Annotated in this window: 20 protein-coding genes; 5 read left to right on the forward strand and 15 right to left on the reverse strand. The window is 60.8% G+C overall.

The window, feature by feature from the left end; genetic code table 11:
- The first annotated feature begins 138 nt into the window (after positions 1–138).
- Together M2401_RS01565 and M2401_RS01570 are read left to right on the forward strand one after the other, a co-directional pair.
- Positions 139–945 (forward strand): MipA/OmpV family protein, encoded by an 807-nt coding sequence (locus tag M2401_RS01565; RefSeq protein ID WP_259098681.1) that lies wholly within the window; start codon positions 139–141, stop codon positions 943–945.
- Between the two features lie 58 nt (positions 946–1003).
- Positions 1004–1861 carry a fatty acid desaturase gene (locus M2401_RS01570; RefSeq protein WP_259098682.1) on the forward strand — a complete coding sequence of 286 codons (858 nt, stop codon included), beginning with the start codon at positions 1004–1006 and terminating at the stop codon, positions 1859–1861.
- Between the two features lie 130 nt (positions 1862–1991).
- Here M2401_RS01570 and M2401_RS01575 read toward each other — a convergent pair whose 3' ends face one another.
- From M2401_RS01575 to glpK, 13 genes are all read right to left on the reverse strand, one after another.
- Positions 1992–2393 (reverse strand): EamA family transporter, encoded by a 402-nt coding sequence (locus tag M2401_RS01575; protein WP_259099856.1) that lies wholly within the window; start codon positions 2391–2393, stop codon positions 1992–1994.
- Positions 2394–2416: 23 nt separating this feature from the next.
- Positions 2417–2791 (reverse strand): transporter, encoded by a 375-nt coding sequence (locus M2401_RS01580; protein WP_259098684.1) that lies wholly within the window; start codon positions 2789–2791, stop codon positions 2417–2419.
- Positions 2788–3708 carry an arginase gene (locus M2401_RS01585; RefSeq protein WP_259098685.1) on the reverse strand — a complete coding sequence of 307 codons (921 nt, stop codon included), beginning with the start codon at positions 3706–3708 and terminating at the stop codon, positions 2788–2790. The genes M2401_RS01580 and M2401_RS01585 overlap by 4 nt, the downstream gene beginning before the upstream one ends.
- Before the next feature lie 226 nt (positions 3709–3934).
- On the reverse strand, positions 3935–4261 hold the full coding sequence (locus tag M2401_RS01590) for a GlpM family protein (protein WP_259099858.1): 327 nt from the start codon (positions 4259–4261) through the stop codon (positions 3935–3937).
- Between the two features lie 100 nt (positions 4262–4361).
- Positions 4362–5693 (reverse strand): sigma-54 dependent transcriptional regulator, encoded by a 1332-nt coding sequence (locus tag M2401_RS01595; RefSeq protein ID WP_259098687.1) that lies wholly within the window; start codon positions 5691–5693, stop codon positions 4362–4364.
- Between the two features lie 10 nt (positions 5694–5703).
- Positions 5704–7623: an ATP-binding protein gene (locus M2401_RS01600; RefSeq protein WP_259098689.1), complete on the reverse strand. Its 1920-nt coding sequence runs from the start codon at positions 7621–7623 to the stop codon at positions 5704–5706.
- A gap of 210 nt (positions 7624–7833) precedes the next feature.
- Positions 7834–8568 carry an amino acid ABC transporter ATP-binding protein gene (locus M2401_RS01605; protein WP_259098691.1) on the reverse strand — a complete coding sequence of 245 codons (735 nt, stop codon included), beginning with the start codon at positions 8566–8568 and terminating at the stop codon, positions 7834–7836.
- Positions 8565–9233, reverse strand: coding sequence for an amino acid ABC transporter permease (locus M2401_RS01610; RefSeq protein WP_259099860.1), 669 nt, complete (start codon positions 9231–9233; stop codon positions 8565–8567). Before M2401_RS01610 ends, M2401_RS01605 begins: the two co-directional genes overlap by 4 nt.
- Complete coding sequence (locus M2401_RS01615; protein ID WP_259098693.1) at positions 9230–9976, reverse strand: amino acid ABC transporter permease; 747 nt, start codon at positions 9974–9976, stop codon at positions 9230–9232. Before M2401_RS01615 ends, M2401_RS01610 begins: the two co-directional genes overlap by 4 nt.
- 188 nt (positions 9977–10164) lie before the next feature.
- Positions 10165–11079, reverse strand: a complete 915-nt coding sequence (locus tag M2401_RS01620) for a glutamate/aspartate ABC transporter substrate-binding protein (protein WP_259098696.1) — start codon at positions 11077–11079, stop codon at positions 10165–10167.
- Positions 11080–11538: 459 nt separating this feature from the next.
- On the reverse strand, positions 11539–13077 hold the full coding sequence (glpD, locus tag M2401_RS01625; RefSeq protein WP_259098697.1) for a glycerol-3-phosphate dehydrogenase: 1539 nt from the start codon (positions 13075–13077) through the stop codon (positions 11539–11541).
- Positions 13078–13369: 292 nt separating this feature from the next.
- Positions 13370–14125 carry a DeoR/GlpR family transcriptional regulator gene (locus M2401_RS01630; protein ID WP_259098699.1) on the reverse strand — a complete coding sequence of 252 codons (756 nt, stop codon included), beginning with the start codon at positions 14123–14125 and terminating at the stop codon, positions 13370–13372.
- Between the two features lie 74 nt (positions 14126–14199).
- Positions 14200–15705 carry a glycerol kinase GlpK gene (gene glpK, locus M2401_RS01635; protein ID WP_259098701.1) on the reverse strand — a complete coding sequence of 502 codons (1506 nt, stop codon included), beginning with the start codon at positions 15703–15705 and terminating at the stop codon, positions 14200–14202.
- 224 nt (positions 15706–15929) lie between these two features.
- Here glpK and ybaK point away from each other — a divergent pair, with 224 nt between their 5' ends.
- Entirely contained in the window at positions 15930–16400 is a 471-nt protein-coding gene (ybaK, locus tag M2401_RS01640) for a Cys-tRNA(Pro) deacylase (RefSeq protein WP_259098704.1), read from the forward strand.
- 3 nt (positions 16401–16403) lie between these two features.
- Here ybaK and M2401_RS01645 read toward each other — a convergent pair whose 3' ends face one another.
- Positions 16404–17450 (reverse strand): ABC transporter ATP-binding protein, encoded by a 1047-nt coding sequence (locus tag M2401_RS01645; protein WP_259098706.1) that lies wholly within the window; start codon positions 17448–17450, stop codon positions 16404–16406.
- Entirely contained in the window at positions 17447–18367 is a 921-nt protein-coding gene (gene argF, locus M2401_RS01650; RefSeq protein ID WP_259098707.1) for an ornithine carbamoyltransferase, read from the reverse strand. Before argF ends, M2401_RS01645 begins: the two co-directional genes overlap by 4 nt.
- A gap of 437 nt (positions 18368–18804) precedes the next feature.
- Between argF and M2401_RS01655 the strand changes: the two genes are divergently transcribed.
- Entirely contained in the window at positions 18805–19098 is a 294-nt protein-coding gene (locus tag M2401_RS01655) for a hypothetical protein (protein WP_259098708.1), read from the forward strand.
- Positions 19099–19231: 133 nt separating this feature from the next.
- Positions 19232–21340 (forward strand): molybdopterin oxidoreductase family protein, encoded by a 2109-nt coding sequence (locus M2401_RS01660; RefSeq protein WP_259098709.1) that lies wholly within the window; start codon positions 19232–19234, stop codon positions 21338–21340.
- The last annotated feature ends 89 nt before the right edge of the window (positions 21341–21429 follow it).

The following is a 21429-nucleotide window of genomic DNA, read 5'->3' on the forward strand; positions in this document are numbered from 1 at the left end:
CCTTTACCGAGGTTGAAGGGGAAATGGAGGCGGCGAAGCTACAATTTTTGTAGCTCGCTACAAACAACATCAGTGCTTGCGCAGGGCGGGGCGCTTGGTGATTGATGCCGTCATGTTCAACTGCCCGAGATCTTGTCCATGCCGCCGTTCAAACACGCGCTGCCATTGCTATGCGCCTTGTTTTTCAGCGCTTTTGCCCATGCCGACGAGGTCTCGGACACCCTCGACAGCCTCGGCCTGGGCGGCCTCAAGGGCATGGCGGGCGCGGGCTATGCCTATCGGCCCTACGACCCCACGGCCAGCCACTACGAGTTCAAGCCGATTCCCTATCTGGACCTGAGCCTGGGCAGCATTGACCTCGATTCAGAAGACGGCCTGTCGTGGAACGCCCTCAAGCTCGACGGCTGGAGCGCCGGGCCGTTCGTCAACTACGTGCCGGGCCGCGATGGCGATGATCAGCTGCGTGGCCTGCGCAATGTGCCGGGGATGGGCGAGGTCGGTGGCTTCGTCGAGTACAGCCCGTTCGAAGGCCTGCGCGCCTTTGCCCGCACTGGCCACACCTTCGGTGGCGCCAGTGGTCAGGGCGGCCTGCTGGCACAGCTTGGCAGCGAGGCGGATTACCCGTTGGGGCCGCAGAACATGGGTATTTTTGGCGGTACGACAGTCACCGCGCATTACGCCAATGCCGAGCAGACCCGTACCTTCTTCGGCGTCAGCCAGCAGGAGTCGGCGGCCTCGGGCATTCGTCCGTACCGCGCCAGCGGCGGTCTGCAGGACATCACCCTGAGCCAGAGCGCGGCTTTTCCACTGGTGGGGAATTGGTCGCTGCTGACCAGTGTCAGTTGGGTTCACCTGACTGATTCTGCGGCCGACAGCAGCATCGTCAAACAGCGCGGCAGTGCCGATCAGGGCGAGGTGGATGCGGCGCTCGCCTACCACTTCTGAAGATTGGTCTGACGTTTGCAATGGCCCTGAAAGACTCATCATTTCGAGGTGGTTTTTCATGGCTCGTCCCGTTTACCGCTGGCTCGCCCATTCGCTCTGGGACCTGATCCCGATTGCCATGGGCCTGGCGCATTTTGCTTTCGTGGTCTGGCTGGTCGCGGCCTTCCACAGCCTGTCGTGGTGGGCCATCGTGCCCCTGGCACTGCTGTATGCGGTGAGCCTGTCGTGGAGCATCAACAGCATTTCCCACAACCAGATTCACAATGCCTACTTCACCGTGCCGTGGATGAACCGCGCGTTTGACCTGCTGCTGTCGGTGACCATTGGCTTTTCCCAGACCCTGTATCGCGATATCCACAATCGCCATCACCGCGGCAACTCTGATCTGCCCGACGCCCAAGGCGAAACCATCGACCCGCTGTCGATCTACAAGCACGGCCGGAACGGCCAGCCGGAAGCACTCTGGAGTTACGTGTTCCTCAGCATGTTCCGCGACGACCCCAAGGCGTTCTACGAAGAAATGCAGCGCAAGCGCCCGGCCGATGCGCGTTGGGTCAAGGTGGAGATCTACCTGACCATCGCCTTCTACATCGGCCTGGCTTTCTATGACTGGCAGGCGGTCCTGCTGCTGTTGCCATTCTGGTATCTGGGCCAGTCGCTGTCGTCGCTCAATGGCTATTACGAACACCTGGGTGGCAACCCCGAACTGCCGATTGCCTGGGGCGTGAGTTCATACAGCGTGCTGTACAACCTGATCTGGATGAACAACGGCTACCACGCCGAACACCACTACCGGCCGAAAATGCACTGGACCAGGGTCAAGGCGTTTCATCGGCAGATCCACGAGCAGCAGCGTGAGGCGGGGGTGAAGGTGATGCCGGTGTCCCATGGGTTGGGGTTTTTGTTGCGCAGGTAATCCAACGGCAAGCCTCGTTCTAATGTGGGAGCGAGGCTTGCCCGCGAAAGCTATGTTTCTGACTCAGACGATCTTTCGGACGTACTAACCAATTCGCGGGCAAGCCTCGCTCCCACAAAAGCTACTACAGCTATCCGTTGTCTCCCTCTGCCAACAGCGCAATCCCGCCAATGATGATCCACACCCCCACCCAGTGCAGCCAGCTGATGTGCTCGCCCAGGCCCAGCCAGGAGCCGAGCAGCACGCCGACGAACACCAGCGAACTCAAGGGGAAGGCCACGCTCAGGTGGGTGCTGCGCAGGATCAGCATCCAGATCAGGAACGACGCCGCGTAACAGCCCACCGCGACCAATACGGCGGGGGTGGTCAGGGCGGTGATCAGCCAGTTCAGGCCGAAGTTCATGTTGGTCAGGTCATCGCCGCCCAGCTTCATGGCGATCTGTGCGGTGCTTTCGCTGGTGATCAGCATGGCCCACAGGGCGACGCTGGTGCTGCGCTTGGCCAGCCAGTTATGGGTGGTGGAAGGGCTCATGATGGATTCTTCGTTCATTGCATTCAGCCTCCAGTGGCGATGACCAGCATGACGCCGCCGGTAATGACCAGCGTGCCCAGCCAGCGGCGGCGGCTGACGGTTTCGCCGAGGACGAGGCGCCCGGCCAGGACCACGCCGCAGTAACTCAGGCTGGCCGCCGGAAACGCCACGCTCAGCGGAGCGACGGATAACACTTCCAGCCAGACCAGAAACTCGACGATGTAGGCCGCGATACCCGCCCACAGCAGCGGCGCGGCCATCAGTTGCAGCCAGAAACCGCGCAGGCGAAAGCCGCCGTCCTGCTCGGGCAGGCGATCCAGGCCGAGCTTGAAGGCCAGTTGACCGATCACGTCGAGGAGGATGGAAAAAGCGATCAGCAGGATGATGGACAGGCTCACGCAAACACCTCTTCGAACAGGTCGATCAAGGCGCCATTGGTGTACGCATTGCGCAGGATATCCAGCTCGCTCCAGCGTTCGGCCGGGGGCTGATCGGACTTGGCCTCCCAGCGTTTGAGCGGGTTGCTATAGGCCGGTTTGGCGAATTCGCCACACACATCGACACCAATGACCCGCTTTCTCGCCGCCAGCAGGCACAACGCCTGCAACAGATGGGACAGACGCATGCCGCCCTGATCCCAGTTGGTGGCGGCGTCTTCGCTGGCCAGCACGTCTTTGTCGATAGTGATCCAGATGGCCTCGGTGGGCAGGCTGTCGATCAACCGGGCGAGAAAGCGCGGCCAGTCCTGTTCGGCGAGGTTCTTCCAGTGCAGGTGGTTGTCGCGCTGCTGATGGCCGGGACCGTCGCCGATATACCCCCAGACTTTCGACGGCGCGTGCTGCCAGGGAAACAGCTGCAAGTCGCCGCGCTTCAAGGCACCGAGATTGCCGCCGCGCAACTGCGGGTTATGCAGGTCGTCGCTGCACGGGCCGAGGGTGACGATGCGCTTGATATTCGGCATCTTCAGCGCCCGGTTGACCCAGGAGCCGCAATGGCGACGGGGCGCCAACTGAACCCAGTCGGGGTGATTGTCGAAGTGGATCAGGGTCACCGGTTCCGGCAGATCCGCAAGGAAGGCCGGGGTCAGATGGTGATAGTCACCCGAGCCGACAAAGTAGATTTCCGGTCGCTTACCTACGGGCCGGGCGCGTTGTTGCAGGCGCTGGGCGAAGCGTCGGTAGTTCTTTTCCGTGGACCACAGGCGCAGTTTCGGGCCCAGTTCCAGCAAGTCGATGCGCGTGGCGCGGCCATCGGCCAGACGCTGCGCGATCGGCGCCTGGGCGGTCAGGCTGTGGTCGAGATCGAGAATGTTCAAAGGTCGGATTCACCTGTACCAATCCCGCTCAGACACCGGCTTTATTGAATATGAAAGCCGGCCGGGCGGGCCTGGAAGGGGTGAATGCAAGGGGTGGGCCAGCCTTTGTATTCAGGCCGAGAGCTGTTCGTTGGAGCGAGGCTTGCCCGCGAAGCTAAAACGCTTGGTGTCTGGCAAACCGCGTTGTTCTCTTCGCGGGCAAGCCTCGTTCCAACAACGTTGACGGTTAATGCAGCCGAACCCAAATGGTCACCAACAACGTCGCGGCCACCAGCCAGGCCACTGCCGCCAGGGCCAGGGAGATTTCCAGGCGCAGGCGATCGACCAGCAGGTACAGGGCGGCAAGGTAGACGAAGTAGGGAATGATCGACCACATGCCGAAGACGATGGTGGTCTTCAGGTCGTCCAGGGAGCGGCCCTTGCCGACGATGTAATGGGCGATCAGGGCGAAGGTGGGGAAGAGCGGCACCAGCCCTGCGATGTAGTAGTTTTTGGTCTTGGCCAGCATGGCCAGAATGACGACGACGGCGCCGCCGAGCAGTGCCTTTAAAATCAGATCCAAGAGAGGCAGCCTCTAGTTGCGAGCTTCGAGCTTCGAGCTAAAAGCGATTAAGTGGTGTTTTTTCTTGCAGCTCGTAGCTCACAGCTGCCCTTCAACCCAGCCCATACTTCTTGACCTTGTCAAACAGGGTGGTCTTGGCCATCCCCAGTTCCTGACTGGCCTGGCTGAGGTTGCCGCCGCTGCGTTGCAAGGCGTCACCGAGCAGGTTGCGTTCGAAGGCCTCCACCGCTTCGGCAAAGCCCAGGCTGTGGCTTTCGCTGTGGGTGCCGCTTTTCTTGAAGGCGGGCAGGCCCAGGGCGTAGCGTTCGGCGACGTTGCGCAGTTCACGTACGTTGCCCGGCCAGTCGTGGCCCATGAGTGCTGACATGGTTTGCGAATCCAGCGGCTGTGGTTCGCGGTCGAAGCGCAGGGACGACAGCTGCAGGAAGTGTTCGAACAGTTGCAGGATATCTTCGCGGCGTTCGCGCAGCGGTGGCAGTTCCAGAGTCACGACATTGAGCCGGTAGTACAGATCGCTGCGGAACTGGTTGGCGCGGCTGAGTTGATCGAGGTCGGACTTGGTCGCGGCGATCACCCGGCAGTCCACGGCCACGCTCTGGTTCGACCCCAGGCGTTCCAGGGTGCGTTCCTGCAAGACCCGCAGCAGCTTGATCTGCAGGTTGATCGGCATGCTTTCCACTTCATCGAGGAACAGCGTGCCGTTGTGCGCGTGTTCGATCTTGCCGATGCGTCGCTTGCCTGCGCCGGTGAAAGCGTTGGCTTCGTGGCCGAAGATTTCCGATTCGAACAGGTTCTCCGGCAGGCCGCCGCAATTGAGGGCGACGAACTGTTGGGTGTGGCGGCGGCTGAAGTCATGCAGGCAACGGGCGACCAGTTCCTTGCCGGTGCCGGTTTCCCCTTCGATCAGCACGTTGGCCGAGGTGTCGGCGACGTTGGCGATCAGGGCGCGCAGGTTCTGCATGGCCGGGGAGCGGCCGATGATTTTGCCTTCCAGGGAATCGCGCTCGGCCAGCTGTTTGCGCAGAGCGAAGACTTCCCGGGCCAGCCCGCGTTGCTCCAGGGCGCGGCGGGTGACGTCTACCAGGCGCTCGGGGGAGAAGGGCTTTTCCATGAAGTCGTAGGCGCCATCGCGCATGGCATTGACCGCCATGGAGATATCGCCGTGGCCGGTGATCAGTACCACTGGCAGGCTGCGGTCCAGGGCCTTGAGTCGGGTCAGCAGTTCCAGGCCGTCGATGCCCGGCAGGCGGATATCACTGATGACGATGCCGGCGAAGTTGTCGCCGATGCGGCTCAGGGCCTCTTCGGCGCTGCCCACGCCTTCGCTGTGGATATCTTCCAGGGCAAGGGCCTGTTGGCAGCCGAGCAGGACGTGGGGGTCATCTTCGACGATGAGGACGGTTAGCTCGCCGTATTGGCTCATAGGATTGCACTCATGTCGGTTCGCCAGTCTGCGGCTCGGATATGGCTTGGACCAGTGGCAGGCACAGCACGAACGCCGTGCCGCCGCTGGCCGGGTGTTCGGCGCTCAGGCTGCCACCGGCCGCCGCAGCGAGGCTGGCGGACAGGGTCAGGCCCAGGCCCAGGCCTTGCTCGCCGGGCTTGGTGGTAAAGAAGGGTTCGAACAGGTGCTTGCGCGCTTCGGCGTCGATGCCATGGCCATTGTCGCGTACTTGCAGGCGATAGCGGCCGTCGACGATGGCGCCTTCGAGCCACAGTTCCGGCAGCGGTTGGGCCTGCATGGCATCCAGGGCGTTGCCGATCAGGTTGACGAGAATCTGCTCCAGGCGCGTCTGGTCGATGCGCAAGGCAAGGTCGGAAAAGTCCTGATGCAGGGTCAGACCAAAGCTTTCCAGGCGTCCGGCGAGCAGACCCAGCGCCGCTTCCACGGCCTTGCCCGGCATGGCCTGGCCATGGTCCTTGCCGTCGCCGCGCCGGGCGAAGGCGCGCAGGCTGGCGGTGATACGGCCCATGCGGTCGACCAGATCGTTGATCGTGCGCAGGTTGGTGCTGGCGGTATCCAGGGCGCCGCGTTCGATGAAGCGTACGGTGTTGCCGGACAGGGTCCGCAATGCCGCCAAAGGTTGATTGAGTTCGTGGGCGATGCTGGTGGACATCTGGCCGATGGCTGCCAGCTTGCCGGCCTGGACCAGTTCGTCCTGGGCGCGGCGCAAGGTGTCTTCGGCCTGGCGCCGTTCGCGGATCTGCCCCTTGAGGCGTTCGTTGCTGGCGCGCAGGTCGGCGGTGCGCTCGGCGATCTTGCGCTCTAGCTCATTGTTGGCGGCCTGCAGGGCTTCCCTGGCGGCAAGGCGGGTAGAGAGCACCTTGCGCCGCTCGTTCCAGGCAATCAGCAAAAACGCCACCAGCGCGCAGGCCACGGCCACCAGCATGCCCTGGCTGCCGGCCTCGCGGCGCAGGTCTTCAAGGGGGGTGAGCAGGGTCAGGTGCCAGGGCGTGTCGCTCAACTGGCGGGTCTGAGCCAGGTAGCTGACCCTGGTGTGTTCGGTATCAACGCTGGTGTTGGCCGGAAAGGTCAGTTTCTCCGCGCCTTCGGCCAGTGCCTCCCGCTCCAGTGGCACCAGTTCGTTCAGTGGCCACCAGTAATATTGCAGGCTGCGCGCCAGGCGTTCCTTGATCTCCGGGGTCAGCGGGCGCACCGATTTGAGTTTTCGCGCCGGATCGCTGGAAAGGATGATGATGCCGTTTTCGTCACTGACGAAGGCTTCCAGACGCGCCCGTTGCCAGCGTTCTTCCAGGGCTTCGAGGCGCACCTTGATCACCGCGACGCCGATGATTTTGCCGTGCTCTTCCAGGCCATGGGCCAGGTAGTAACCGGGCTCGCCGGTGGTGCTGCCGATGCCGTAGAAACGACCGGGCAGGCCGCGCACGGCGTCCTGAAAGTAGGCGCGGAACGACAGGTCTTCACCCAGATAACTGTCGGCATCGCGCCAGTTGCTGGTGGCCAGTACCCGGCCGGTGGTGTCCAGCACGTAGATGGCCCGGCTGCGGCTGCGCCGGTTCAGGCCTTCAAGGTAATCGTTGACCTCGCGGCGCAGTTCGGGCGTCGGGTCCTTGAGCAGCATCGAGACGCTGGATTCCAGCTCCAGGACGCTGGGCAGGTAGGTGTATTTGTTGATTTCACTTTCAAGGGTGCGGGCATGCAGCTCGAGCTGGCGTTCGCCGTTTTCGCTCAAGGCCTTGATGCCGTTGCGCTCGCTGACCAGATAGGCGGCATAACCCAGCGCGACCATCAGCAGGAGGATCAGCGGCGGCAGAAACAGGTGGCGTATCAGTCGGGGTTTCACGGCGAGTGATGGCGGCGTGGCGCGATAGAGAGGAGGGTCGCATTTCATCACAGTCATCCTGGCCCGAACAGCGGCCCGTGCAATGCCTTGCACGGACCACCGGGGTGGCAGGCTCTTTCGAGCCGGTGTCTTGTCAAACAAACCACAAACTTACGAAGTTTCGGTGTGTTGGAGCGAGGCTTGCCCGCGAAGAACCATGACGGGGTACATCTGAATGACCTCGTTGGTCTTTTCGCGGGCAAGCCTCGCTCCCACAGATCAGTGCTGCAGGATCTTGGCGAGGAACTGCTGGGCGCGTTCGGAACGTGCGCTGACGTCACCGAAGAACTCTTCCTTGGCGCAGTCTTCGACGATCTGGCCCTTGTCCATAAAGATCACGCGGTTGGCCACTTTGCGGGCAAAGCCCATTTCGTGGGTCACGCACATCATGGTCATGCCTTCATGGGCCAGCTGGACCATGACATCGAGTACTTCATTGACCATTTCCGGGTCCAGAGCCGAGGTCGGTTCGTCGAACAGCATGACTACCGGGTCCATCGCCAGGGCACGGGCAATAGCGACGCGCTGCTGCTGACCTCCGGACAGTTGGCCTGGATGCTTGTGGGCATGGGCTGACAGGCCGACGCGGTCGAGCAGTTTCAGGCCCTTCTCGGTGGCTTCGGCCTTGCTGCGGCCCAGCACCTTGATCTGCGCGATGGTCAGGTTCTCGACGATGGACAGGTGCGGGAACAGTTCGAAGTGCTGGAACACCATGCCGACGCGCGAGCGCAGTTTCGGCAGGTTGGTCTTTGGGTCGGCGATGGAGGTGCCGTCGACCACAATGTCACCCTTCTGGAAGGGTTCCAGGGCGTTGACGCACTTGATCAGGGTCGACTTACCCGAGCCGGACGGCCCGCAGACCACGACCACTTCACCCTTGGCGACTTCGGTGCTGCAATCGGTCAGCACCTGAAAATCCCCGTACCACTTGTTTACGTTCTTGATGGAAATCATACGGCGAACCTTTTTTGCAGACGCTTCACCAGCACCGAGGCGGCAAAGCTGATCGTGAAATACACAAGACCCGCGATGATCAGGAACTCATTGGAACGACCAATGATGTCGCCACTGGAGCGCGCGGAATTGAGGAAGTCCACCAACCCGACCGTGTACACCAGGGAGGTGTCCTGGAACAGGATGATGCTTTGCTGCAGCAGCAGCGGGGTCATCTTGCGGAAGGCCTGGGGCAGGATGATCAGGCGCATCATCTGGCCGTAGGTCATGCCCAGGGCCTGGGCGGCGCCCATCTGGCCACGGGAGATCGACTGCACGCCGGCACGGACGATTTCGCAGAAATACGCTGCCTCGAACATCATGAAGGCCACGACGCAGGAGGTGAACGCACCAATCGGCGTGTCCTGCCCGGTGATCCAGCGCAGCACGAACGGCACCGCCAGGTAGAACCAGGTGATGACCAGCAGCAACGGGATCGAACGGAAGTAGTTGACGTAGGCACCGGCGATATTGGCCAGCAGCTTGTTCGACGACAAGCGCATCAACGCCAGCAGGGTGCCGATGACGATACCGCCGACGACGCCCATGACCATCAGTTGCAGGGTCATGACCATGCCGTTCCACAGGCCCGGGATGGCCGGAACGATTCCACTGAAGTCCATTATTTACCTCCCACGGAGATCAGTCCGGGCACGGCAACTTTCTTCTCGACCAGGCGCATGAGCAGCATCAGGCTCATGTTCAGGGTGAAGTAGATCAGGGTCGCCAGGGTGAAGGCTTCGAACAGGTTCGCGGAAAACTCGGCGGTCTGTTTGGTCTGCGCCAGCAACTCCATCAGGCCGATCAACGAAGCCACGGATGAGTTCTTGAACACGTTGAGGAATTCGGAGGTAAGCGGCGGAATGATGATCCGGTACGCTTGCGGCAACAGCACGTTCCAGTAGATCTGCGGCAGTTTGAAACCCATGGCGCGGGCAGCGGCTTCCTGGCCGCGTGGCAGCGCCTGGATACCGGTACGCACCTGCTCGCAGACGCGAGCGGCGGTGAACAGGCCAAGGCACACGACCACGCTCAGGAAGGCTGAGGTCGTCGGGTTGAGGTCCTGTTTGTACCACTCCTGAATGTGCTCGGGCAGCAGGTCCGGTACCAGGAAGTACCAGATGAACAGCTGTACCAGCAGCGGCACATTGCGGAAGATTTCTACATAGACGGTAGCAATGCCCGACACCCAGCGATTGGGCACCGTGCGCATGACACCGAGTACCGAACCCAGCGACAGTGCGACGAGCCAGGCGACGATGGAAATGGCGATAGTCCAGCCAAGGCCCGACACATACCAGTCAAGGTAGGTTTCGCTGCCAACGCCAGTGGACTTGAAGAACACGCCCCAGTCCCAGTTGTAATTCATCAGGGTCTCCCCTCTGATCGATCGAAATGCATGCACCCGTTCGCACGAATCCCTTCGGGCTGTTGCGTTCGCCAAACCTGCCCAGGCTTCCGGCCGGGCATGACAACGTTGGCGTCACTTGAGTGGTAAGCGCCGCCGGGGCAGGTGGTGCCCCGGTGGCGGTCAGGCCGTCACGGTTGTGGCAAGCCTCAGGGTTTCTTGTCCGGCGCTGGCTTGTCGTTCGGGTTGGCGATCAGGGCCTTGAGCTCGTCGCTCATCGGGAACATCAGGTTCAAGCCTTTTGGCGGGATTGGCTGGGTGAACCACTTGTCGTAGATCTTGTTGATCTCGCCCGACTTGAAAGTAGTGACGATGGCGTCGTCCACGGCTTTCTTGAACGCAGGATCGTCCTTGCGCACCATGCAGCCATAGATTTCGTTGGACTGGGCAGTGCCGGTCACATGCCAGTCGGTCGGCTTCTTGGCCTTGGCCATTTCACCGGCGAGCAGGGCGTCGTCCATCATGAAGGCAACGGCACGGCCCGATTCGAGCATCTGGAAGGACTCGCCATGGTCTTTGGCGGAGATGACGTTCATGCCCATCTGCTTGTCAGCGTTCATCGCCTTGAGGATGCGCTCGGACGTGGTGCCGGCGGTGGTCACGACGTTCTTGCCTTTCAGGTCGTCGAAGTCCTTGTAGGACGAATCAGCCTTGGTCAGCAGCCGGGTGCCGATTTCGAAGATGCCGATGGAGAAATCCACCTGCTGGGCGCGTTCGGCATTGTTGGTAGTGGAACCACACTCAACGTCGACGGTGCCGTTCTGTACCAGCGGGATACGGGTCTGGGAGGTGACCAGGTTGTACTTGACCTTAAGGTCCGGCAGGTCCAGGTCTTTCTTGATCGCTTCAACGATTTTCAATTGGATGTCGTGGGAGTAGCCCTGAGGCACGCCGCTGGCATCAGCGATGTAGGAAAACGGAATCGAGGAATCGCGGTGGCCCAGAGTGATGGTGCCGGACTCTTTGATTTTCTTCAGGGTGCCGGTGAGCTCGGCAGCGAATACTGGGGTGCTGATCAGAGCGGCAGCGATTGCTGCGCCCAGGATATGGGGAACGATGCGCATCGGTTAATCCTCGACTTTGTTTTTTTTATGGGACCGGTAATTGAGTGGTCCGCCTGTTCAGCGAAGGCTTCAACGGCAGCCCAATAGGGCACACGCTACGGTCGAAGCGGTCGACTACGTAACTGTAGAGCATGAGCCGTGCCAGATCTGTGGATAGGGTCTATATATATGATTTATAAGGGATTAATTATTTATTACGAGGAAGGGGAGGGGGGCGGCGTCCGGGATGCCGAATGAAGCGGGAGAAGGGCGTTCGGAATTCCGATTGCAATCAGATGCTGGTGCAGAAAGCGGCTTCGCAGTGAAATCCGGGGAAACATTGTGGGAGCGAATTCATTCGCGAAAACTGCGTTTCGGGCAATGAATAGCTAGTTGAGGTACAGGCCTCTTCGCGAATGAATTCGCTCCCACAGGATCGCTCCCACCTTCTTGATGCGTTTACCTACCTGTTGCGAGGGTTCAGGCTGCCGCTGTATCGCCTTTATTACGCACGTGGGTATCCAGGTACTGCTGCACTTTGGCCTGTTCTTCAGGCGTGGTGAACAGCCCCAGCTTGGTCCGCCGCCAGAGGATGTCCTGGGCGCTGCTGGCCCATTCCACATCGCACAGGTAATCGACTTCCCGGGTGTACAGGCCGCCACCGAGGTGTTCGCCCAGATCGCTCAGGCCAGTGGTGCCTTCGAGCAGACGCCAGCTACGACTGCCGTAGGTAATGGCCCAGCGTTTGGCGATTGTGGCTGGCAGCCAGCTGTAACGTTGGCTCAGTTCGGCGCTCAGGGCGGCAGGTGTGGTCATCTGCTCGCCGCCGGGCAGGCTGGCCTTGGCGGTCCAGCTCGGTTTCATCTGCGGGAAGAACGGCGCCAGTTGGGCCATTGCCGATTCTGCCAGCTTGCGATAAGTGGTCAGCTTGCCGCCGAACACCGAGAGGATCGGTGCTTCTTCACTGCTGCCGGACAGCGACAGGGTGTAGTCGCGGGTAATCGCCGACGGGTTGTCCGATTCGTCGTTGCACAGCGGACGCACGCCGGAGTAAGTGCGCAGCACGTCGTCCCGGGTTAGCTGCTTCTTGAAGTGGTCGTTGGCTACTTTGAGCATGTAGTCCATTTCGCCGTCGGTGATTTCCACCTTGCTCGGGTCGCCCTGATATTCACGGTCGGTGGTGCCGACGATGGTGAAGCGCTCCATGTACGGAATGGCGAACACGATGCGCTGATCTTCGTTTTGCAGGATGAAGGCGTTGTCGCCTTCATAGAGTTTGTCGACGATCAGGTGGCTGCCCTGGATCAGGCGGATGCCGTAAGGCGAGTCCAGCTTGAGGTCGTCGCGAATGAATTTGGCGACCCATGGCCCGGCCGCGTTGACCAGGGCCTTGGCGCGAATCGAGAACAGGCTGCCGTCGGCGCGTTCCATGTGCAGGTGCCACAGGCCCTTGCTGCGACGGGCGTTCAGGCAACGGGTCTGGGTATGAACGTGGGCGCCGTTTTCCCGAGCCGCCATGGCATTGAGCACAACCAGGCGGGCATCGTCGACCCAGCAGTCGGAGTATTCGAAACCGCGGGTGATCTGCGGTTTCAGCGGACTGCTGGCATCGAAACGCAGGCTGCGCGAGGCCGGGAGCTTTTCCCGCTTGCCCAGGTGGTCATAAAGGAACAGGCCGGCACGGATCATCCAGGCTGGCCGCAGGTGCGGGCGGTGCGGCAGGACAAAGCGCATCGGCTTGACAATATGCGGGGCTTTTTCCAGCAGCACTTCGCGTTCGGCCAAGGCTTCGCGCACCAGGCGGAATTCGTAATGTTCGAGGTAGCGCAGGCCACCGTGGATCAGCTTGCTGCTGGCCGAGGACGTGTGGCTGGCGAGGTCGTCCTTTTCGCAAAGGAACACCGACAGACCGCGCCCGGAGGCGTCTGCGGCAATCCCGACACCATTGATGCCGCCACCGATGACGGCGATGTCATAGACCTCGGACAAGGGCGGAGTGGGCAAATGAGTGTGGGGCATGGGGCCTCCTGACGGTGTTCGCGAATAACGAATTCGAACATTTATGTTCAATTTCGAAAATATTAGCGCAATAGTCGGGTAACAGCCAGTCAGGATCGATTGAAAATACTGATCAAAAAGATGGGAAAGGAACAATTACGAACATTGTAGGACGGGATTTGGCTGGGTGGCCGGGAGGATGTGGGAGCGAATTCATTCGCGAAAGCTGCGCGTCCGTCGACAGAATTCATCGAACGTACCGGCCTCTTCGCGGATAAATCCGCTCCCACAAGATTCACCAGCGATCCTGGGCTTAAACGACTTCCAGGCGAATCTTGTTTTGCGTCAGCAACTGCACCAACGCAGGCACCGGCGCCTGATCGGTCACCAGGCAGTCGATCAGGCTGATCGAGCCCAGGCGGACCATGGCGTTGCGCCCGAACTTGCTGGAGTCGGCGGCGAGGATGACTTGACGGGCGTTGGCGATGATCGCCTGGGATACGCGCACTTCCTGGTAGTCGAAGTCCAGCAGGCTGCCGTCTTCGTCAATGCCACTGATGCCGACCAGAGCGAAATCCACCTTGAACTGGTTGATGAAGTCGACACTGGCCTGACCCACCACACCGCCATCACGGCGCACGTTGCCCCCGGCGAGCAGCACTTCGAAATCGTCCTTGGCGCTGAGGATCGAGGCCACATGGAGGTTGTTGGTGATGATTTTCAGGTTGTTGTGGTTGAGCAGGGCGCGGGCGATGGATTCGGTGGTGGTGCCGATATTGATGAACAGCGAGGCATGATCCGGAATCTGCGCGGCAATGGCTTCGGCAATGCGCTGCTTCTCGTCGCGCATCTGGTCCGCGCGCATGGCGTAGGCGGTGTTTTCGATACTGGAGTCATAGGCGGCGCCACCGTGGTAGCGCCTGAGCAGGTTCATTTCCGCCAGTTGGTTGATGTCGCGGCGAATGGTCTGCGGGGTCACGACGAACAACGTGGCCATCTCTTCGATGCTCACGTAGCCGCGTTCACGTACCAGTTCGAGGATCTGCTGTTGGCGGGGAGGCAGATTCATTATTTTGGGAGTTCCTTACAGGCGGCCGTATCGCCTCATGATGCCGCAGTGACGGGCCGCCTGTCATTTGCCAATCACTCCTCGTTTTCGTGAGGCGCCCAGTCGCGGGTACGTTCGACGGCTTTCTTCCAGCCGGCGTAGAGCTTTTCCTTCTCTTCATCTGCGCATTGCGGCGTGAATTCACGCTCGATGACCGCCTTGTCGCGCAGTTCGTCCAGGCTGCTCCAGAAGCCAATGGCCAGACCGGCCAGGAAAGCGGCGCCCAGCGCTGTGGTTTCACGCATCTGCGGACGTTCGACGCGGGTGCCGAGGATGTCGGCCTGGAATTGCATGAGGAAGTTGTTGGCCACCGCGCCGCCGTCCACGCGCAGGGCTTTCAGGCGTTCGCCGGAGTCCTGCTGCATGGCGTCGAGGACGTCGCGGGTCTGGTAGGCGATGGATTCCAGGGCGGCACGGATGATGTGATCGACCTTGACCCCGCGGGTCAGGCCGAACAGCGCGCCGCGGGCATACGGGTCCCAGTAGGGTGCGCCGAGGCCGGTGAAGGCGGGCACCAGGTAGACGCCGTTGCTGCTCTTGACCTTGCTGGCGAAGTACTCGGTGTCCAGGGCGTCATTGATGATCTTCAGTTCGTCACGCAGCCACTGCACGGTGGAGCCGCCGTTGAATACTGCGCCTTCCAGGGCGTAGGCCACTTCGCCACGAGGGCCGCAGCCGATGGTGGTGAGCATGCCGTGCTTGGACTTGACCGCTTTCTTACCGGTGTTCATCAGCAGGAAGCAGCCGGTGCCGTAGGTGTTCTTCGCCTGGCCCGGTTCGACGCACATCTGACCGAACAGCGCGGCCTGTTGGTCGCCAGCGATACCGGCGATGGCAATGCCGCTCTTGCTGTGGCCGTAAACCTCGGAGGAGGACTTCACTTCGGGCAGCATTTCCCGGGGGATATCCAGGGCATCGAGCATGCGCTGGTCCCATTCCAGGGTGTGAATGTTGAACAACATGGTCCGCGAGGCGTTGGTGTAGTCGGTGACATGCACCTTGCCGCCGGTGAATTTCCAGATCAGCCAGCTATCCACGGTGCCGAACAGCAATTCGCCGTTGCGCGCGCGTTCGCGGCTGCCTTCGACATGGTCGAGAATCCACTTGAGTTTGGTGCCGGAGAAATACGGGTCGGTGACCAGACCGGTGGTTTCCTGAATGTACGGCTCCATGCCATCGCGCTTGAGCTGCTCGCAGATTTCCGTGCTGCGCCGGCATTGCCAGACGATGGCGTTGTACAGCGGGCGACCGGTGTCCTTTTCCCAGACCACAGTGGTTTCGCGCTGGTTGGTGATACCAATGGCGGCGATCTGATTGTGATGCAGGTCGGCCTGGGCCAGGGCCTTGGTCATGCAGGCGGTCTGGGTGGCGAAGATCTCCATCGGGTCATGCTCGACCCAGCCCGGCTGCGGATAATGTTGGACGAACTCGCTCTGGGCCGTGCTCACCACATTGGCGTCGCGGTCGAAAATAATGGCGCGAGAGCTGGTGGTCCCTTGATCGAGGGCAATGATGTAGTTTTTGTTCTGGTTATCGTTCATGTCGATTGCCTTGGGAAATGAGGTGAGGCATTTGGCACTGTGCAACGAGCACTATATTCGTAAACGAAAAAATATAGACAAGAAAGAACCCTGTCAAAGGTCGAAAGTGAACAGTTCATCGGTTCTTTGCTGTTCTGGAGGCTTCTTAATATAGGAAACGCCGTTTCCGACGCAACAACACGAGAGTTAACATGACGGGTTAGTGTCCCGTCTTGGAGTGTTGCATGACCCCCGCCCTGGATTTGCTGAAAAAAGTGCGTGCCGAGCACCGCATTCACAGTTACGAACACGATCCCAAGGCCGCCTCTTACGGCCTGGAAGCGGCGGAGAAACTCGGCCTGGAACCGGCCCAGGTGTTCAAGACGCTGCTGGCCTGTACCGAGAAGGGTGAGTTACTGGTGGCCGTGGTGCCGGTGGCGGGCAGCCTCGATCTCAAGGCGCTGGCTCAGGCGGCCAAGGTGAAGAAAGTCGAAATGGCCGATCCGGTCGCCGCGCAGCGTTCCACCGGCTATCTGTTGGGCGGTATCAGCCCGCTGGGGCAAAAAAAACGTCTGCGTACCTTTATCGACGCAAGCGCGCAGTCGTTTGCAACCATTCATGTCAGTGCCGGACGGCGTGGGCTGGAAGTGGAGCTGGCCGCTGCAGTGCTGGCGGAACATACCCAAGGTGTGTTCGCGCCGGTCGGGCGGCCTTGAGGCTCAGGCCGCAGCGAATGTCAGCAGGTGCCGGTTGGCGACGCTGATGCCGACCTCTTCGCCTTCACGATGATCGGCATAGCTGGGAAACAGCGCTTCGAGCTGCCCGCCGTCGGGCAGTTGCAGGCGATAGAGCGTCGTGGCGCCCTGGAAGGTACGACGCGTGACTTTGGCCTTGAGCAGGCTGTCCGGCGCGTAGGCAATATCGTCGGGACGCAGCAGGACGTCCACCGCTGAGCCAGGGGCAGCCGCGCGGGGGCTGTGGCTGCCGAGGATGCCCAGCCCGGTCTGCACCGAGGTTGCATCGATCTGCTGGCCGCGAATGAAATAACCCTGTCCGATAAAGCTGGCGACGAAAGGCGTCAGCGGAAAGTGATAGAGGTCGTGGGGCGAATCCCATTGCTCCAGTCGTCCCTGTCTGAATACGCCGACCTGATCACTGACCGCGAAGGCTTCGTCCTGATCATGGGTGACCAGAATGGCGCTGGTGCCACGGGACTTGAGAATCTCCCGCACTTCCTGACTCAGGCGCCGACGCAGCTCACCGTCAAGGTTGGAGAAGGGTTCATCGAGCAGCAGCAACTGTGGCTCAGGCGCCAAAGCCCGAGCCAGGGCCACGCGCTGTTGCTGGCCGCCGGACAGCTCATGAGGCATGCGCTGCCCGAGCGCGCCGAGGTTGACCAGTTCGAGCATTTCTTCGGTGATGCGTGCCTGCTCCGGGTGCTTGCGAATGCCGAAGGCGACGTTCTCGGCCACGCTCAGGTGCGGGAACAGCGCGTAGTCCTGAAAGACCATGCCGATCCGGCGTTTCTCCGGAGCCAGAGTAAAGCCAGGGCGCGAGATGACTTCCCCGGCCAGGGTGATCTGCCCGCTGTGCACCGGCTCGAAACCGGCGATCGCCCGCAGCGTGGTGGTCTTGCCGCAACCGGAAGAACCGAGCAGGCAACCGATATCACCGGCCTTGAGGTGCAGGTTGAGGTCCTGCACCACGGCCTGACCTTCATAGCCGCAGGCCAGTTCAGTCAGGTCAAGCAGATGGGACTCGCTCATGCGGGCTGATAGGACGGCGCGACGAGCATTTCCAGCAGGGCCTTTTGTGCATGCAAGCGGTTTTCCGCCTGATCCCAGGCCACGGAGCGCGGGTCGTCGAGCAGGTCTTCGCTGATTTCCTCGCCGCGATGGGCTGGCAGGCAATGCATGAACAGCACATCGGCAGCGGCCAGGTCGAGCAGTTCGCGGGTGACCTGGAAGGGTTTGAACAGGGCCATGCGCTTGGCCGACTCTTCTTCCTGGCCCATGGAGGTCCAGACGTCAGTAGTCACCAGATGTGCGCCGGCCACCGCTTCACGCGGGTCGCGCACGACGGTGACGCGATCACCGCCCAATGCGAGGAATTGCGCGCTTGGCTCGTAGCCTTCGGGGCAGGCGATGCGCAACTGGAAGTCGAACTGAATGGCCGCTTCTATATAGCTGTTGCACATGTTGTAGCCGTCGCCGATCCAGGCCACGGTCTTGCCCTGAATCGAACCGCGATGCTCAAGGAAGGTTTGCATGTCGGCCAGCAGCTGGCACGGGTGCAGGTCGTTGGACAAACCGTTGATCACCGGTACGCGGGAATTGGCCGCAAATTCGGTCAGGGTGCTGTGTTCGAATGTGCGGATCATCACCGCATCAACCATGCGCGACATGACCTTGGCAGCGTCGGCAATCGGCTCGCCGCGGCCCAATTGGGTGTCGCGGGGCGACAAAAAGATGGCCTGACCACCCAGTTGGATCATCCCGGCTTCGAAGGAAACACGGGTACGAGTCGAAGATTTCTCGAAGATCATGCCCAGCACCCGATTTTTCAGCGGCTCGAAAAGCACGCTGCGATTGCGCAGGTCCTTTAGCTCCATGCCGCGACGAATCACGCGCACAAGCTCTTCCTGCGTGTAATCCATCATCGAGAGAAAGTGCCTTGCGTTCATCATTAACTACCTTTTTGCAACAGAGCGCAGATCCAAAAAGCCAGTTTTTTATCGGGAAAACGGGCGGGACCTGCGGCGAAAGCCGCACATGGCGACGAAATAGGGAAGGCGCGATGGTATAAAAAAATGTCGCCTCTTACCAATAGCCTGCTTACTTCAGGGCTTTTTGCCTATCCTGAACGACACCTGAGCGATTTCGCAAAAGGGGTTCGCGGGGAGTTATTGTGATAAAGGCAAATTGATATCATTGCCCCGTCAGCAGGCAGCATTTGTACACTGCCCCTTGGTCGCTTGGCAATTGATGCCGATCCTGTAACAGTTCACCTGCTTTGCAGCGGTACAGATGCGACGTGCTTCACGCGCCTTGAAAGTCGCCCGTTTCATTAGCAGCGAGGCTGGGTTATAACTAGGCAAGACTAACCTCGGGGGATTGAGGAATGGATTCAAAAGAACGTCAACTTACAGAGCTGCTCGGGCTCACGGCTCGAACGCTGACACACTTAACGGCGTCCATGACTTCCATGTCCTTTGAACTGCTGCGCAGTGAAGATGAGGTCACCCGTGCGGCTGGCCGTCGCATGATCGATCGTATGGCTACAATCAGCTCCGGTCTGGATGAACACTGGCGTTTGATCGGCGAGCTTACTGGTGTGCACGTCGCCCAGGAGCAGATCGAAACCGTTCACGAAATCCAGCTGCAACGAAAAACCATCACCCCTATCGGCGGTTGATCAGCGGGCTTCATATGCCCGCCTGATGCTTGTCGATTCACAAGACGAACGTCTCTGGCGTAGTCGCATCCCAGACTTCATAGTTTTTGTACGCGCTCACTCCGAACGCGCTGACAAGAATATGAGGCTGGCGATGACCAAGACTCTGCACCACCGTGCGTGCCACCTGTGCGAAGCCATCTGCGGCCTCACCATCGAAACCACTGTGCTGCCGGATGAAGGCACCCGGATCACCTCGATCAAGGGCGACTCGCTGGACAGCTTCAGCCGTGGGCACATCTGCCCCAAGGCCGTGGCCCTGCAAGATATCCAGAACGACCCTGACCGCCTGCGCCAGCCCATGCGCCGAGTCGGCGAGCAATGGCAGGCAATCGGCTGGCAGGAAGCCTTCGAGCTGGTCGCTGAGCGCCTTGCCGATATCCAGCAGCGCCATGGGCAGAACGCCGTGGCGGTGTATCAGGGCAATCCCAGCGTGCACAACTACGGGCTGATGACTCACAGCAATTATTTTCTCGGTCAGCTCAAGACCCGCAATCGCTTTTCTGCGACTTCGGTGGACCAACTCCCCCATCACCTGAGCAGCTTTCTGATTTACGGTCACGGCCTGCTGCTGCCAATCGCCGACATCGACCACACCGATTTCATGCTGATCCTCGGTGGTAATCCTCTGGCCTCCAACGGCAGCATCATGACCGTGCCGGACGTCGAGAAGCGTCTCAAGGCGATTCAGGGGCGCGGTGGCAAGGTGGTAGTGGTCGATCCGCGGCGCAGCGAGACTGCGGCCATTGCCGACCAGCATATGTTCGTCCGCCCTGGCGGCGATGCCGCGCTGTTGCTGGGCCTGCTCAATACCCTGTTCGAAGAAGGACTGACCCGCGTTACCCATCTGCCGGTGGACGGCCTGGACGAGGTGCGCCAGGCCATCGCCGGTCTGCACGCCGAGGCCATGAGCCCGCGCTGCGGTGTGCCTGCCGAGCAGATTCGCCAATTGGCCAGGGACTTCGCTGCCGCCGATAAGGCGGTGTGCTACGGGCGCATGGGCATTTCCACACAGGCGTTCGGCACGCTTTGTCATTGGCTGGTGCAGTTGATCAATTTGGTCACCGGCAATCTGGACCGGGTCGGCGGTGCCTTGTGCACGCAGCCGGCGGTGGATCTGGTGGCATCGACGTCTGGCGGCCACTTCAATCTCTGGCAGAGCCGGGTGTCTGGCTTGCCTGAATATGCCGGCGAGCTGCCGGTTTCGGCGCTGGCCGAAGAAATGCTCGTCGAAGGCGAAGGGCAGGTGCGGGCGCTGATTACGGTAGCTGGCAACCCGGTGTTGTCGACGCCCAACGGCCGACGCCTGGATCAGGCCCTGGATGGCCTTGAATTCATGCTCAGCATCGATCTGTATATCAACGAGACCACGCGGCACGCGGACCTGATCCTGCCGTCCACCTCGGCACTGGAAAACGATCACTACGACACCACGTTCAACACCTTTGCTGTGCGCAATGTCACCCGTTTCAACCGGGCGATCCTGGAAAAGCCCGAGGGCGCGCTGCACGACTGGGAAATATTTGTCGGCCTGGCCAAGGCATTCGCTGCCAAAACCGGACGTGAGCTGAAAGCGACCATGCCGCCGGCGCAGATGATCGACTATGGCCTGCGCAGCGGCTTGTATGGAGATGCTTCGGACTGGAAGCTTTCCCTGGAGACCCTCGCCAATCATCCCCATGGCCTCGATCTGGGAGCGTTGCAGCCAAATCTGGCGTCCCGCCTCAAGACGGCCAACAAACGCGTCCAGGCGGCGCCTGAGGTGATCCTCGCTGATCTGGCGCGGTTTGCGGCGGTGGCGCTGCCGGATGCCGATGAGTTGCTGCTGATAGGTCGTCGCCATGTACGCAGCAATAATTCGTGGATGCATAACTACCATCGACTGGTCAAAGGCAAGCCCCGGCATCAGTTGCTGATGCATCCCGCTGACCTGGCCCGACGTGGTCTGGTCAACGGGCAGCAGGTCAGCGTGACCTCGCGGGTCGGGGTGATCGAGGTGGAAGTAGTGGAGAGCCTGGACATGATGCCCGGAGTGGTCAGCCTGCCTCACGGCTGGGGCCACGGGCGCGCTGGCGTGCGCATGGGGATCGCGCAAAGCCAGCCTGGGGCCAGTGCCAACGACCTGACCGACGAGCGGTCTATGGACGCTCTGTCCGGCAATGCCGTGCTCAACGGCGTGCCTGTGCAGGTGGCTGCGGCATGATGACCGTCATTCTTTAACGCCAAGACCGAGCGTTAGCGTAGGCAATCCGTTACAATGCGTCACCGTGTCGACAACTGAGTCGGACAGTT

Source organism: Pseudomonas sp. JUb42, from assembly GCF_024807945.1.
Taxonomy (GTDB): domain Bacteria; phylum Pseudomonadota; class Gammaproteobacteria; order Pseudomonadales; family Pseudomonadaceae; genus Aquipseudomonas.